This window comes from Longimicrobium sp. (assembly GCF_035474595.1).
GTDB lineage: Bacteria > Gemmatimonadota > Gemmatimonadetes > Longimicrobiales > Longimicrobiaceae > Longimicrobium.
In genome coordinates, this window is record NZ_DATIND010000108.1 from 1 (window position 1) to 13,544 (window position 13,544).

The 13,544-nt window shown below is 70.4% G+C and carries 11 protein-coding genes; 3 read left to right on the forward strand and 8 right to left on the reverse strand.

From position 1 onward, the window contains the following. Nucleotides 1–856: 856 nt before the first annotated feature. From VLK66_RS19690 to VLK66_RS19700, 3 genes are all read right to left on the reverse strand, one after another. Nucleotides 857–1,393 (reverse strand): DUF3011 domain-containing protein, encoded by a 537-nt coding sequence (locus VLK66_RS19690; protein WP_325311178.1) that lies wholly within the window; start codon nucleotides 1,391–1,393, stop codon nucleotides 857–859. 268 nt (nucleotides 1,394–1,661) lie between these two features. Continuing rightward, nucleotides 1,662–2,216: a DUF3011 domain-containing protein gene (locus VLK66_RS19695; protein WP_325311179.1), complete on the reverse strand. Its 555-nt coding sequence runs from the start codon at nucleotides 2,214–2,216 to the stop codon at nucleotides 1,662–1,664. 201 nt (nucleotides 2,217–2,417) lie between these two features. Beyond that, complete coding sequence (locus VLK66_RS19700; RefSeq protein ID WP_325311180.1) at nucleotides 2,418–4,886, reverse strand: glycogen/starch/alpha-glucan phosphorylase; 2,469 nt, start codon at nucleotides 4,884–4,886, stop codon at nucleotides 2,418–2,420. 316 nt (nucleotides 4,887–5,202) lie between these two features. Between VLK66_RS19700 and VLK66_RS19705 the strand changes: the two genes are divergently transcribed. Both VLK66_RS19705 and VLK66_RS19710 read left to right on the forward strand, forming a co-directional pair. Then, nucleotides 5,203–5,736, forward strand: a complete 534-nt coding sequence (locus VLK66_RS19705; protein WP_325311181.1) for an RDD family protein — start codon at nucleotides 5,203–5,205, stop codon at nucleotides 5,734–5,736. Between the two features lie 28 nt (nucleotides 5,737–5,764). Continuing rightward, nucleotides 5,765–5,971, forward strand: a complete 207-nt coding sequence (locus tag VLK66_RS19710; protein WP_325311182.1) for a hypothetical protein — start codon at nucleotides 5,765–5,767, stop codon at nucleotides 5,969–5,971. Between the two features lie 36 nt (nucleotides 5,972–6,007). On the opposite strand, the gene VLK66_RS19715 is transcribed toward VLK66_RS19710, so the two are convergent. Further along, the gene (locus VLK66_RS19715; RefSeq protein ID WP_325311183.1) at nucleotides 6,008–6,961 is read right to left on the reverse strand and encodes a ring-cleaving dioxygenase; all 954 of its coding nucleotides are present in this window, start codon (nucleotides 6,959–6,961) and stop codon (nucleotides 6,008–6,010) included. 190 nt (nucleotides 6,962–7,151) lie between these two features. Next, on the reverse strand, nucleotides 7,152–8,375 hold the full coding sequence (locus VLK66_RS19720) for a sensor histidine kinase (RefSeq protein WP_325311184.1): 1,224 nt from the start codon (nucleotides 8,373–8,375) through the stop codon (nucleotides 7,152–7,154). Nucleotides 8,376–8,610: 235 nt separating this feature from the next. Between VLK66_RS19720 and VLK66_RS19725 the strand changes: the two genes are divergently transcribed. After that, complete coding sequence (locus VLK66_RS19725) at nucleotides 8,611–8,841, forward strand: hypothetical protein (RefSeq protein WP_325311185.1); 231 nt, start codon at nucleotides 8,611–8,613, stop codon at nucleotides 8,839–8,841. Nucleotides 8,842–9,273: 432 nt separating this feature from the next. Here VLK66_RS19725 and VLK66_RS19730 read toward each other — a convergent pair whose 3' ends face one another. From VLK66_RS19730 to VLK66_RS19740, 3 genes are all read right to left on the reverse strand, one after another. Next, nucleotides 9,274–10,392 carry a lactonase family protein gene (locus VLK66_RS19730; protein ID WP_325311186.1) on the reverse strand — a complete coding sequence of 373 codons (1,119 nt, stop codon included), beginning with the start codon at nucleotides 10,390–10,392 and terminating at the stop codon, nucleotides 9,274–9,276. Nucleotides 10,393–10,712: 320 nt separating this feature from the next. Beyond that, on the reverse strand, nucleotides 10,713–11,465 hold the full coding sequence (locus VLK66_RS19735) for a LytTR family DNA-binding domain-containing protein (RefSeq protein WP_325311187.1): 753 nt from the start codon (nucleotides 11,463–11,465) through the stop codon (nucleotides 10,713–10,715). 334 nt (nucleotides 11,466–11,799) lie between these two features. Beyond that, nucleotides 11,800–12,969, reverse strand: coding sequence for a sensor histidine kinase (locus VLK66_RS19740; protein ID WP_325311188.1), 1,170 nt, complete (start codon nucleotides 12,967–12,969; stop codon nucleotides 11,800–11,802). Between the last annotated feature and the right edge of the window lie 575 nt (nucleotides 12,970–13,544).

Sequence of the window (13,544 nt, forward strand, 5' to 3'; positions counted from 1 at the left end):
AAGGAGATTGGTCGTGAGCACCGGGGCCGCGGAGTGAGCGGATCAGCCTCGCGCAGTTTGCGAGGCTTCCCGTAGTTGTTGCTGCGACTTCAGTCGCCGGTGACCGGCTGCGCGCGGAACTTTCCATTCAGGCCGGCCACACCGTCTTTGCCCAGCACGAGCGGTTGCAGGCCGAAGGATCTATAGGCGAGGTCGCACGTGCGCTGCCGGATTGCACGATCGATCCCCGAATCGGTATCCCATACCGGATCTGGCGATCACCTGTGCATTACAAACGCACAGAGAGACGTCATCCTGAGGCCGGCCACACCCTCGTTGCCTCGCACGGACGTTTGCAGGCCGAAGGATCCATAGGCGAGGTCGCACGTGCGCTGGCGGATTGCACGATCGATCCCCGAATTCGGTATCAATACCAAAATCCGGCGGAAGAATCAGCGCACCTCGCCGAATCACGTGCTGCGGAAATGATAGATCCTTCGGCCTGCAACCTCTTGTGTAGACTCTGGTTGCGGTGTGGTCGGCCTCAGGATGACGTCGGAGTTGATGCGACGAGGATGCACGAACTGAATTCCCGGATTCGGTATCAATACCAAATTCCGGGCGGAAGAATAATCGCACCTCGCCGAATCACGTGCTGCGGAGATGATAGATCCTTCGGCCTGCACCCTCTTGTGTAGACTCTGGTTACGATGTGGTCGGCCTCAGGATGACGTCGGGTTGATGCGGCGAGGCTGCACGAACTGAATTCCCGGATTCGGGATCAAGCGCGGGGCCAGCGACCACAGGGCACACGAAAAAGCCGCGGCTCCCGGTGGGGAGCCGCGGCCTTCGTTCATCCGCCGGTCAGGCCGTCAGGTCAGCGGTTGATGCTGACGCTCACGTTGCCGTTGCGGTCGAAGCGGCAGGTGCCCGTGCGCCCGGCACCGCTCCAGCGGTAGCGCGGGTTGTTGCGGCTGCCGTTGGCCACCTGCGCCGAGATGCTGGAGCGGCGGAGCCCGAACTGCGCCGCGGCCGCCTGCTGGCAGAGGCGCGCGCCGTTGGTGACGCTGTACATCCCGTTGCCGTTGTTGTCGCGGTCGTACGTGTCGTTGTAGCGGCCGCTGCCGTAGCCGTTGTTGTAGCGCCCGCTGGTGGTGCCCACCTGGAAGCGCGCGCGGCACCCACCGGTCACCCACACGGCGTTCCGCGTGGCGCCCCAGGTGCGCCCCTGCACGCAGGCGTTGCTGCTCAGCTGCTCCACCATCCGCACGCCGCTGCGCGTGTCCACGCCGCACACCTGCTGCCGCCCGTTGTTGGACTCGCAGGTGAAGGTGCGCACCTGCGCCTGCGCGGACTGCGGAGCCAGGCCGAGCGCGGCCGCCGCCGCCACCAGGATCGCTGCCGTTCTGAACATGTCGTTTCTCCCGTTCGCGTGTCCCGCCGGATGCTCCTCCGTCACCGGCGGCTGCCCTCCCCAATGCAACCCAGGTGCCGCGGCGGCAATGGTTTACGCGAATCTGTCGAATCGTGAGACGCGGCGCGGGAAAATCGGAGGGAGCGGAAGCGCGCTCCGGCGCCCCCGCTCCCCCCCACCGTCCCCCGCAGGTGCCGTCCCCCTGCCCTGCGGGGGGACGGAAATCCTTGGGCCGTCCGATGTTAACGCCGATCGCGCGGACGAGGTATCAGTGCGTCACGCGCACCGACACGTCGCCGTCGCGCTCCACCCGGCAGGTGCCGCGGTGCCCGGCGCCGCTCCACCCGAACAGGCGGTCGCGGTCACGGCTGTCGCCGCGGACGTCCGTGATCCACGCCTCGACGCGCGTGCGCGAAACGCGGAGCCGGCGGGCCGCCGCTTCCTGGCAGAGGCGCGCACCGCCGCGGCCGTTGTTGCCCCGGTCGTCGTAGCCCCGCCCGTCGTTGTATCCTCGCCCGTCGTTGTAGCCGCGCCCGTCGTTGTATCCCCGCCCGTTGCCGTAGCGGTTGTCGCCCACGCGGAAGCGCGCGCGGCACCCGTCGTCCACCCAGATCGCGTCGCGGGTGACACCCCAGGTGCGCCCCTGCACGCACGCCGCGTCGCTCAGCCGGTCCACCAGCCGCACCCCGCCGCGGGTGTCGGCGCGGCAGAACTCTCGCCTTCCGTGGCTGGACTGGCAGGTGATGGTGGACTGCGCCGAAGCCGGGCGCGGCGCCAGTCCGAGCGCCGCCAAAGCCAGCACTGCCGCTGCCATTTTCAACATGATGCACTCCTTGGGTCGTGGGTCTCGGGCCCGGTCGGGCCCGCCGGGCTCCGCCCATGATCGAGTGCAACGCGGGGACCGGACGCGCCGACGGGCCGGCGATCGCTCCGATGTCATTATCCTGCATCCATTTACGCGAAGAGCGGGAGCGCCGCCACGGCGCTCCCGCTCTCCCCGACCGTCCTCTCCGGGTGCCGGACGTCAGCCGCGCCCGGGGACGGGGATGCGCCAGATCCGCTCCGCGTACTCGCGCACGCTGCGGTCGCTGCTGAAGAAGCCGCAGCGCGCCACGTTCAGGATGGCCTTGCGCGTCCACTCCTCGGGGTCGCGGAAGGCGCGGTCCACCTTGGCCTGCGCCGCCACGTACGCGTCGAAGTCGGCCAGCACGAAGAAGGGGTCGTTGTGCAGCAGCCCCTCGATCAGCGGCCGGAACAGCCCCGGCTGCTCGGGAGACAGGATGCCGCTGGCGATGAAGTCCAGCGCGCGACGGAGCCGCGGGCTCTTCTCGTACTCCTCGCGCGGGTTGTATCCGGCCGCGCGCCGCGCCTCCACCTGGTCGGCGGTGAGCCCGAAGATGAAGATGTTCTCGTCGCCCACCCGCTCGGCGATCTCCACGTTGGCCCCGTCCAGCGTGCCGATGGTGAGCGCGCCGTTCAGCGCGAACTTCATGTTCCCCGTGCCGCTGGCCTCGTAGCCCGCGGTGGAGATCTGCTCCGACAGGTCGCTGCCGGGGAAGATCTCCTCGGCGATGGAGACCCGGTAGTCGGGGATGAAGGCCACGCGCAGCAGCCTGGCCACCTTCTCGTCGGCGTTCACCACCCCGGCCACCGAATTGATGAGCTGGATGATGAGCTTGGCCGTGTAGTAGGTGGGCGCCGCCTTCCCGCCGAACAGCACGGCGCGCGGCACCGCGTCGGGCTGGTCCTGGTCGCGCAGCTCCAGGTACGCGTCGATCACCCGCATGGCGTTCAGCAGCTGGCGCTTGTACTCGTGCATCCGCTTCACGTGCACGTCCATCATCATGGCCGGGTCCACCCGCACCCCGGCCTCGCGCTTCACCAGCTCGGCCAGGCGGTGGCGGTTGCGCGCCTTCACCGCGCGCCAGCGCTCGCGGAACGCCGCGTCGTCGGCGAACGGCTCCAGCCCCGCCAGCTGCTCCAGGTCCACCACCCAGCTCTCGCCGGCCTCGTTCACCTCCAGCGTCTCGTCGATCAGGTCCGAGAGCCCCGGGTTGGCCTTCAGCATCCACCGGCGCTGGGTGATGCCGTTGGTCACCGAGGTCAGGCGGTCGGGCCACAGTTCGGCGAAGTCGCGGAAGATGCGGTCGCGCAGGATCTCGGTGTGCAGCCGCGCCACGCCGTTGGTGGTGTGGCTTCCCACGATGGCCAGGTTGGCCATCCGCACCGTGCCGCCGGCCACGATGGCCATCCGCTCCTCGCGCGCCGCGTCGTCGGGAAACTTCTCGCGCACCCGCGCCCGGAAGCGGCGGTCGATCTCCATCACGATCTCCATGTGCCGCGGCAGCATGCGGCCGAAGAGATCGGTGCTCCACGTCTCCAGCGCCTCGGGGAGCACCGTGTGGTTGGTGTACGCGAAGGTGGCACGGGCGATGTCGAAGCTCTGGTCCCACTCCATCCCGTGGTCGTCCATCAGCAGCCGCATGAGCTCGGGGATGGCCACGGCGGGATGCGTGTCGTTCAGCTGGATCTGCACCTTGTCGGTGAAGTCGGCGAAGGTCTTCCGCTCGGCCAGGTAGCGCTGGATGATGTCCTGCAGCGTGGCGCTCACGAAGAAGTACTGCTGCTTCAGCCGCAGCTCCTTCCCCGCCCCGGTGTTGTCGGGGGGATACAGCACCTTGGAGATGGTCTCGCTGTTGGCCTTGGCCTCCACCGCGGCGATGTAGTTGCCGCCGATGAAGTCCTCCAGGTCGAACTCCTCCGTGGCCTTGGCAGCCCAGAGGCGCAGCGTGTTCACCGTGGACACGTCGTAGCCGGGGACCGGGACGTCGTAGGCCATGGCCAGCACGTCGCTGGTGTCCACCCAGTCGTAGTGGATGCGCCCTTCGGCGTCGGCGGTGCCGCTGACGCGGCCGTACAGCTTGATGCGGTAGGTGCGGTCCGGGCGCGCGATCTCCCACGGGTTCTCGTCGCGCAGCCAGTTGTCGGGGCGCTCCACCTGCCGCCCGTCCACCAGGTCCTGCTTGAACATCCCGTGCTCGTAGCGGATCCCGTAGCCGTACGCGGGCAGCCCCAGCGTGGCCATCGAGTCCAGATAGCACGCCGCCAGCCGCCCCAGGCCGCCGTTGCCCAGCCCGGCGTCGGGCTCGCTGCACTCCAGCTCCTCCAGGTCGTACCCCAGCTCGCCCAGCGCCTCGGCGGTGGCGTCGTGGATGCGCAGGTTCAGCAGCGCGTTCCCCAGCGTCCGCCCGATCAGGAACTCGAGCGACAGGTAGTACACGCGCTTGGCGTCCTGCTTGTGATAGCGCGCGTTGGTGTCGGCCCACTTCTCGGCCAGGCGGTCGCGCACCGTCCAGGCGGTGCTGAAGTACACGTCGCGGTCGGTGGCCGCCGAGCGGTCGCGGGCCAGCGTGTACGTGAGGTGGTTCTGTATCCGGTTCTTGAGCGCGTCCACACGGGTGGAGCGGCGCCCGGCGTCTAGAATCGTGCTCATCTCGGAAACGTCAGGGAAGCCAACAAATGGGCGAAGGCGCCGGGGCCGGCTGCATGGAGCGGGCCGCGGGCCGGCGGTCTGCGGCCGGCGCGGTCGGGTACGGCGGTCGTGGACTGCGGAGGCGACGGATGGTACCGGAAGTTAGCCCCCGGGGTTCCGGCGGGAAAGAGCGAAGCCCGGTGTCGGGGAGACCCCGGACAATGCGCCCGTTTCGCCGAGCGGACGGCGGGAACCTCCGGGTCCGCTTGGATGCGCGGCGGCCGCGTCTTATCGTGGAAGCGATCGGCCGGCTCCGCCCCTCGATGCGGAGGATGGAATGACGCACACTCCCGTTCTCGCGCGGCGCGTCCTGGCCTACTGCGCCGACGTGTCCCTGCTCTTCGCCGTCCTCGGCCCGCTGTCGTTCGCGGCCGCGGGCGCGCTGGACGTCGATGCGTGGACCGGCCCGGAGGTGTGGCTGGCCGCGGTGCTCGTCTTCTCCATCCCGACGTGGACCTACTTCACCGTGTCCGACGCCTCGCGCGGCGGAGCGACGCTCGGGAAGCGCCTGCTCGCCGTCCGCGTGGCGGGCGACGGCGGCGGGCGCGTGCCGCCGTCGCGGGCGCTCGCGCGGACGGCGGTGAAGCTGCTGCCGTGGGAGATGGTGCACCTCTTCGGCTTCCTGCTTTCGCCCGTGCCGGGGGAGATGAGCCCCCTCCAGACCGCCGGGCTGGCCGCCGCCAATCTCCTCGCGCTGGCGTACCTGGCCGCGACCATCCGCACCCGCGGCGAGCGCGCGCCGCACGACCGGGTCGCGCGCACCCACGTCGAGCGCGTCCCCGCGCCGGAGCGCGCGGCCGCCGTCGCGTGATCATCCCACGTTTACCGGATCGAGGGAAATGATGGACAGGAACGGCGAGGACAACGACAGCACGGGAGCACGGCCGAATGGGAAATCGATCGGTGGACGGGAGCGCCCGCACCTGACCGGCCCCGGTTTCTCCGCCGCCTACGCGGAGATGGCCGCGGATGCGCGCGAGGCGGAAGCGTCCGAATGGTGCGAAGCTCTGCTCGGAGACGTGGCCGATGAATCCGCTTGCCACTGATCCGAACGATAGGATCGCGCAGAGCCGACGGAGCGCTCAGTCGATCGGCTTGAGGCTGGCGACGATGGAGGCGCGGTGCGGCTCCAGGAAAGGCGGGAGCACCACCTTCTCGCCGAGCGTGGCCGGGTCTTCGTCCACGCCGAAGCCGGGGCCGTCGGTGGCGATCTCGAAGAGGATGCCGTTGGGCTCGCGGAAGTACAGGCTGCGGAACCAGTAGCGGTCGATCTCGCCGCTGTTGGAGATGCCGAGCGAGTTCAGCCGCTTCGTCCACGCGTGATACTCCTCCTCGTTCGGCGTGCGGAAGGCCACGTGGTGCACGCCCCCGGCGCCCTGCCTCGCCACCGGCAGGTCGGGCTGGATGGCCACGTGCAGCTCGGCGTGCGGCCCGCCCTCGCCCATCTCGTACACGCGCACGTTGGGCTGCGCGCTGTCGTGGGCGTAGTCGCGCGCGTGCCGCATCCCCAGTGCCTCCGTGAGCACGATCTCCGTCTGGGTGATGCCGGGAACGCTGATGACGATCGGCCCCAGCCCGCGGATCTGGAACTCGGCGGGAACGGGGCTGCGCTCCCACGGCGTCGGCTCGAACCCCGCGCCGCCATCGTCGACCAGCGACAACCGCTGCCCCTCGAGGTCCTCGAAGTCCAGCACCTCCCGCCCGTCGCGCCCGGTGATCCCGCGCGGCGCGGTGACGCCCTGCTCTTCCAGCCGCTTCTCCCAGTATTCCAGCGCCTCGCGGCCGCGCACGCGCAGGTGCGTGCGGGTGATGCTGTGCGTCCCCCGGCGCTCCGCCGGCACCGGCCAGTCGAAGAAGGTCAGGTCCGTTCCCGGGTGCCCCGCCCCGTCGGCGTAGAACAGGTGGTAGGCGCTCACGTCGTCCTGGTTCACGCTGCGCTTCACCAGCCGCATCCCCATCACCTGCGTGTAGAAGCGGTGGTTCTCGCGGATCTTCGCCGAGATGGCGGTCAGGTGATGGATGCCGGTGAGCTGCATGGCGGGATCTTTCCGAGCGTGGGAGATGAGATGCCCAAGAAGAGAAGTCCTAAGTCCTAAGTCCTGAGTCCCAAGTAGAAAAGAGTGATGTCTCCCGTCGAGTCCGGCACCTGGCACCTGGCACCTGGCACCTGGGACTTCGGACTTAGGACTTAGGACTTAGGACTTAGGACTTGGGACTTCTTCTTTCCTACACCATCGCCGGCTCCTGCGCGGCAACCCGGTCCACCTCGCGCCGGCAGGGGATGGAGATGCAGAAGCGCGAGCCCTCGCCGCCGTTGAACTCCGCCCACGCGCGGCCGCCCATCGCCTCCACCGTCTCGCGGACGATGCTGAGGCCCAGGCCGGTGCCCTCGACCCCCGTCACCGTGTCGCCGTGCGCGCGGTAGAAGCGGGTGAAGAGCTGCTCGCGCTTCTCCTGCGGCACGCCCAGGCCGTTGTCGCGCACCTCGATCACCAGCTCGCACGTGGTGCCGCCCTCGTCCATCCCCGCCAGCCTGCCGACGACCTCCACCCAGCGCTCCTCGCGCCCCGGATCGGCGTACTTGATGGCGTTGGAGACGTAGTTGGTGAGCGCCAGCTCCAGCGCGGCGGCGTTCACCTCCACCTCGGGAAGGTCGCGCATCCGCACCGCCACCCCGCGCGACGACGCCATCTCGCGCAGCTGCCGGCACACCTCCGCCGCCACGCGCGGGAGAGGGACGTTCCTCTGCTGGCGCGCGTCGGGGTCGGTGCGGCTCAGCTCCAGCAGGTTGCCGAGCACCGCCTGCATCCCCTCGGCGTTCTGCACCACCATCTGCGCGAAGCGGGCGCGCTGCGCCTCGGAGCTGGCGATCTCGGGGTCGGCCAGCAGCTGCCCCGCGCCCAGCACCGACGAGATGCGGTTCTTCAGCTCGTGCGTGACCATGCGGTTGAAGCCGCGCAGCCGCTGCTCGCGCTCGCTCACCCGCTCGGCGGCCAGCCGCAGGTAGTGCGTGGTGGTCACCTGCTGGATGACGGAGACGGCGCGGAACACGCGGTGCGCGCACGACAGCAGCTCGCTGCGCGGGCACTCCTGGTCGATCTCGTCTACCGTGCGCACCAGGAAGGCGAAGAGCACGCCACCCAGGATCTCGTACTCCTTCAGGATCTCGTGCGCGTCGAAGCCCTGCGACCAGCGCAGCTCGCCCAGCTCGATGGCCTTTCCCGTCACCGGCGCGTCGGCGGTGATCTCGTCGGACGCGTTCTCCAGGTAGTCGGCGATCCGGTCCATCAGCAGCGGAACGTGGTCCAGCAGCTCGTTGGTGGGAAATACGCGGTTGGGGTGGATCTCCACCCGCGCCGCGATCCGCTCCAGCCAGCGGCGGGTCAGCTCCTCGCGTGCCCCGCGGACGCGGTCCGCAAGCGCGGTCGCCAGCCGGCAGTTCTCGTTCATCTCCATCGCTCTTGAAACGTGCGCACAGGCGCCGCCAGCCTTCAGGATCGGCCCGCCGGGATGCCGCGGTGCGCCATCGGAAGGCGGTGGACAAGCACGATGCGGGCCACCGGTGGCGCCTTCGGTACTCCGTTCACCTCGTCCCTTGACACGGTGCCTGTTTTCGTTCACCTTCGCGCCGCGATCTCGAAACCCGCGCATGGCGAACGCCGTCCGCGGAGGGGAGACCAGACCAATGCACGTGAAAAACTATCTCGCGGGGCCCGGCGGGTTCCTGCGCGGCTTTGCCCGGGTGCTGGACCTGGGCGGAACGCCGGCGCCGGTGGGGCACGGGTGGCCGGAGGCGCCGCAGTCCGACGCGGCGGCGCTGCTGGCCGACTGGGAGGCGCTCGCGGGCGACCAGCGGCGCGCCTGGAACCAACTCTCGGCGGAGCTTCGGGGAACCTTCAATGGGAAGAGCCCATAGCCGCACGTCGCTCGAGCGCGCCGCCCCGGCGCCCTCTCTCCCGCTGCCCGTCTCCCGGACAGCCTCCGTCCAGCTCACCCAGGTCCAGAGCCACACCGTCACCTATCACAGCCCCATGCCTCCGGCCACCGAGCTGCGGAGGCTGGAGAAGCTGCTCCACCGGCGACTGATGAAGTCGCAGCAACAACTACGGGAAGCCTCGCAAACTGCGCGAGGCTGGTCCGCTCACTCCGCGGCATCGGCGCTCGTAATCGATCTCCTTTCATCCTCCCCGGACGCGCACAGCGCGGGGACGGCTCGGGCAGGTGCAGCACGGATGCAGAAGCTGGTCCCCGATCCGGGGTGATCTCCAGTCCGGGACACAACGAAAACCGCCCTCCCGCACGATCACGCGGGAGGGCGGTTTCGGCCGATCGAAAGCTCGGTCGGGCGTCAGTTCGCGACCAGACCGTACGAGTTCACCGGCAGGCCGCTGGCGGTGGCCACCTGCGTCAGCGCGCCGGTGCTCCCGATGCGGTAGCCGCGGATGGTGCCGTCGCCGCTGTCCAGCACGTACAGCGCCTGGCCGTCGCTGGTGATGCTCAGGTCCGTGGGCCCGGCGCCGGTGACGGCGGTCTTCCCGTCCGGGTCCAGCAGCGTCAGCGCGGTGTCGAGCACGCGGAAGCCGGTGATGCTGTTGCTGCCGGTGTTCGAGGCGTACACGTAGCGCCCGTTCGCCGTCACCACCACCCAGCACGCCGCCGTCTCGGTGGTGGCCACCGGCCCGGTGACCACGCCCAGCGTGCGCGCCGCGGGGGCGACCGAGTACTCCGTCAACGAGCTTCCGTCCACCACCGGAACCCCGCCCGGCGCGTTGGCGTTGGACACGAACAGCGCGCCGGTGATGGGCGAGAACGCGAAGCCGAACGGCGTCACCCCCGTCGAGCTGTTCACCACCGGCGCGGTCAGGTTGCCGTTGGTGCCCACGCCGTAGACGTCGATGCGGTTGGTGGCCTTCTCCGTCACCACCAGCAGCGTGCCGTCGGGCGAGAACTGCACCTGCGCCGGCTGCGGGTCGGCCGCGCCGCTCAGCGGCTGCGAGAAGCCCAGCGGCACCAGTCCGCTCGCGGTGAGCTGGAAGCCGGTCACGTTCCCGCCGCCGCCGGCGTTCAGCACGTACACCAGCGCGCCGCGGCTGGCGATGCTCACCGGCCGGGTGCCGCCCGAGGGCGTCTTGCCCACGAACTCCAGGGTGTCCTGGTGGATCTGGAACACCGACACGTCGTTGCTCGCGGCGTTCGCGGCCATCAGCCACGTCCCGTCGCCCGACACCGCCAGCGCCCCCTGCGATCCCAGGCTGGCGCCCGTTCCCGCGCCGCGCGTGGAGAACGCCCGCCCCGTGCCGACCGAGTTGCTCACGTTGCGGATGTACATCACGACTTCGTTGTTCGGCTGGTTCGTCATGGCGAACACCGCCGCGGCGGGAAAGTCGACCACGAGCGGGTCGGTCGACAGGTCGCACCCGCCCAGCACGAGCGCCGCGGCGGCCGCGCCAATCCAGCGCATCCTCATGTCCCCTCACCTCTTCCGGGATCGTACGGCACGCGCCGCCGTCCCCCGGTCGTGGACGGCGGTGCCTGGGAGCGCCCGCACCTCCCGCGGCGTCCGGGCTTTCCTGCTCCCGCTGGCACAACGCGGGCCGCGCGGCCCGCTTGGCCGAAGATGCAGGTGCTTCCGCGGCAACGGCTTGCCCGGGGAAGCGCCGAAGCGCGCGGAGGCGGCGCGCGTCGCGATGGACAAACTCGTACCCGGTACCGGCCGGGCACGCGCCGTCCTCACAACGAACGGGCGGGGGAAAAGCTGACGCGGGGGGCGAAGAGGTGGCGCGGCCGCTACTCCTCCAGCCGGGCCCAGACGTCGGGCGCGCGGCGGCGGCTGACGTGCACGGTGGCGCCGCCGCGCAGCCCCAGCGTGGCGCTCCCGTCGCCGTTGCGGACGATGCGCTCCACCGCCTCGGCGTTCACCAGCTCGCCGCGGCTGGCGCGCACGAAGGCCTCGCCGGCCCGCTCCTCCAGCTCGGCCAGCGTGTAGTCGGTCAGCCGCCGGTCACCGCCGTCCAGGTGCGCGTACACCACCCCGTCGTCGGCGGTGAAGCGGGTGATGCCGTCGAACGCCACCAGCCGGTGCCCGCGCCCCTCGCGCACCAGCAGCCGCGGGCGGCGCGGCGCGTTCCCGCGCACGGAGGCGCGCAGCCCGCGCAACACCTCGGCGTCCGGCGCCGCGTGGCCGGGCGCCTCCACCCGCTCGCGCGCGCGCCCCAGGGCCCGTCGCAGGCCGTCCAACGTGACCGGCTTGACGAGGTAATCCAGCGCCGCGTGCTCGAAGGCGCGCAGCGCGTATTCGTCGTACGCCGTCTGGAAGACGAGGAGCGGGCGCGGCACGGGGAGATGGCGCGCGACGTCGAAGCCGTCCACCTCGGGCATCTCGATGTCGAGCAGGAGCAGGTCAGGCCGCCGCTCGCGCGCCAACTCCAGCGCCTCCACGCCGTTGGCGGCCTCGCCCACGACCTCCTCGTCGAGCTCCTCCAGCATCAGCGCCAGCCGGCGCCGCGCCGCGGGCTCGTCATCCACCACCAGCACGCGCATCGTCGTTCACCGAGCAGAGTTGAGGAGCAAAGATGAACTGCAGGAGATTGGGGTGATCCTGATCACGCGTGTCCGGAACCCTCCCGCGGAGCCCTCCCCCCGCGGCTGGGGCCGCGTACCCGGGAGGGGGTAACTTCGAACGCAGCGCGCATGGTTCAGAGCACTCGTCAGACCGTGGTGTGTTGCGAGGCCCACCCAAGCTTCGGAGCGTCTCCGGAAGCTTTCCCGCGGTCAGTTCTCCGCTCACGCGGAGCGGGAGAAGGGGGCCGGGGGGATGAGGGCTCCCGGCGCGAAGCGCCCCCGCCAGCGCCCGTCACCCCCGATGTTTCCCCGTCTACCCCACCCGCCGGGGTGTCGTCGTGCGCACGGCCGGCAGCTCCACCACCACGCGCGCGCCGGTCGCCGGGCGCTCCACGCGCATCTCCGCCGCGGGGCCGTAGATGGACTCCAGGCGGCGGCGCAGGTTGCTCAGGCCGGTGCCCTCGCGCGGCTCGCGGGGGAAGCCGGCGCCGTCGTCCTCCACCTCCAGGAGCAGGCGGCCGTTGCCGTCGCCGCGCGCGCGGACGGCCACGCGTCCGCCCTCCAGCTTTCCGGCGATCCCGTGCTTCAGCGAGTTCTCCACCAGCGGCTGCAGCGTCATGGTGGGGATGCGCAGCGGCTCCGCGGCGGGGTCGATCTCGAAGTCCACCCGCAGCCGCTCGCCGAAGCGCTCGCGCTCCACCGACAGCCAGGCGCGCAGGAAATCGACCTCGTCCTCCACCGTGCAGTCGGTGCGGCCGGTGCGGTCCAGCGTGCGGCGGAGGACGCGCGCCAGGTTCTCGGTGGTGGCCTCGGCCGCGCGCGGGTCGGTGCGCACCAGCGCGGCGATGGTGTTCAGCGCGTTGAACAGGAAGTGCGGGTTCACCTGCGCCTGCAGCGCCGCCAGCTGCGCGTCGGCCGCCTCGGCGCGGGCGCGCTCGGCCGCGTCCGCCTGCTCGCGCGCGTGGAAGTACAGCCATCGCGCCACGTCGAACAGCACCTTCCCCGCCTTCAGCGTAAGGAACAGCGTGCCCGCGATCACCACCAGCAGCCACGGGTCGCCCGGCACGCGCGGAAGCACCACCGCCGTTCCCGCCGCGCCGAACGCGCCGGCCGCGAACGCCAGGATGGGCAGCGCCAGCAGCATCTCGTGCAGCCGCTTGGGAGTGACCGTCCACTCCCAGCGCTTGCGCCAGCGCTCGCCCTGGGCCACGCGGAAGAGGGCGGTCGCCATCACCAGCAGCATGGCCGACACGCCCGTGAACGTCGCCATGTACAGGGGCGCGCGCGACGTGGCGCCCTTGTGCGTCAGCGCGATCCAGAGCGAGCACCCCACGAAGTAGACGAGGACGACGGCCATGTACACCTTGGCCGACAGCGGCGCCCGCCGCAGCGTGCCCCATACGGCGCCCGCCACGGTGTCGTGCGGCCCCGCCGCCATCACCGGCGGCGCCTCCGGCTCGTCCGTGTCTCCTTCGCAGAACATCGAGCGGTCTCTCCGAATCTTCCCCTAGTGCGAACCTGCCGAAGCAGGACGATCACCGTCAAGCACGCGTCAACGATGCGCAATCCACCTCATCCCGAACACCTGTCTCCTACCGAGCGGCGCATCCAACGATCCGAGTGGTGGAGATGCGGACGCGAATGGTGATGGGGAGAATCGGCGTTCGACTGATGACGCGCGTCTCCGCGCCATCGCGCCCTCTCCCCGCGCCTGAAAGCGCTCGCCCTCTCCCGTACCGGGCGAGGGGGGCTATCCAGCAGCGGCGCACCCTGCAGCCTCTGGTCGCACTGATGCTTCGGAGTGTCGGTAATGCATGCGAGCTACCTCTCCCGGTACGGGGGAGGTGGACGGCCTCAGCCGGCCGGAGAGACCGCGGCGCATGGGACGCACGCCGGAGCCGTCCAACCCCCACTCTCGCACCCTCGCACCCTCGCCCCACCCGCCCCCGCCGCGTACCTTCCCGCCCGCAGCGGCATCGCCGTGAGCGCAGACCGCGGATCTACACGCGCGGCACGCCCTTCGCAGGCGCGTCGGGCGACTTTTCGCAATCCGGTAAT

Bases quoted from the DNA above. Each gene is read 5' to 3' on its own strand.
- VLK66_RS19690 (WP_325311178.1), bottom strand. From the start codon at position 1,393: ATGTTCAGAACGGCAGCGATCCTGGTGGCGGCGGCGGCCGCGCTCGGC.
- VLK66_RS19695 (WP_325311179.1), bottom strand. From the start codon at position 2,216: ATGTTGAAAATGGCAGCGGCAGTGCTGGCTTTGGCGGCGCTCGGACTG.
- VLK66_RS19700 (WP_325311180.1), bottom strand. From the start codon at position 4,886: ATGAGCACGATTCTAGACGCCGGGCGCCGCTCCACCCGTGTGGACGCG.
- VLK66_RS19705 (WP_325311181.1), top strand. From the start codon at position 5,203: ATGACGCACACTCCCGTTCTCGCGCGGCGCGTCCTGGCCTACTGCGCC.
- VLK66_RS19710 (WP_325311182.1), top strand. From the start codon at position 5,765: ATGATGGACAGGAACGGCGAGGACAACGACAGCACGGGAGCACGGCCG.
- VLK66_RS19715 (WP_325311183.1), bottom strand. From the start codon at position 6,961: ATGCAGCTCACCGGCATCCATCACCTGACCGCCATCTCGGCGAAGATC.
- VLK66_RS19720 (WP_325311184.1), bottom strand. From the start codon at position 8,375: ATGAACGAGAACTGCCGGCTGGCGACCGCGCTTGCGGACCGCGTCCGC.
- VLK66_RS19725 (WP_325311185.1), top strand. From the start codon at position 8,611: ATGCACGTGAAAAACTATCTCGCGGGGCCCGGCGGGTTCCTGCGCGGC.
- VLK66_RS19730 (WP_325311186.1), bottom strand. From the start codon at position 10,392: ATGAGGATGCGCTGGATTGGCGCGGCCGCCGCGGCGCTCGTGCTGGGC.
- VLK66_RS19735 (WP_325311187.1), bottom strand. From the start codon at position 11,465: ATGCGCGTGCTGGTGGTGGATGACGAGCCCGCGGCGCGGCGCCGGCTG.
- VLK66_RS19740 (WP_325311188.1), bottom strand. From the start codon at position 12,969: ATGTTCTGCGAAGGAGACACGGACGAGCCGGAGGCGCCGCCGGTGATG.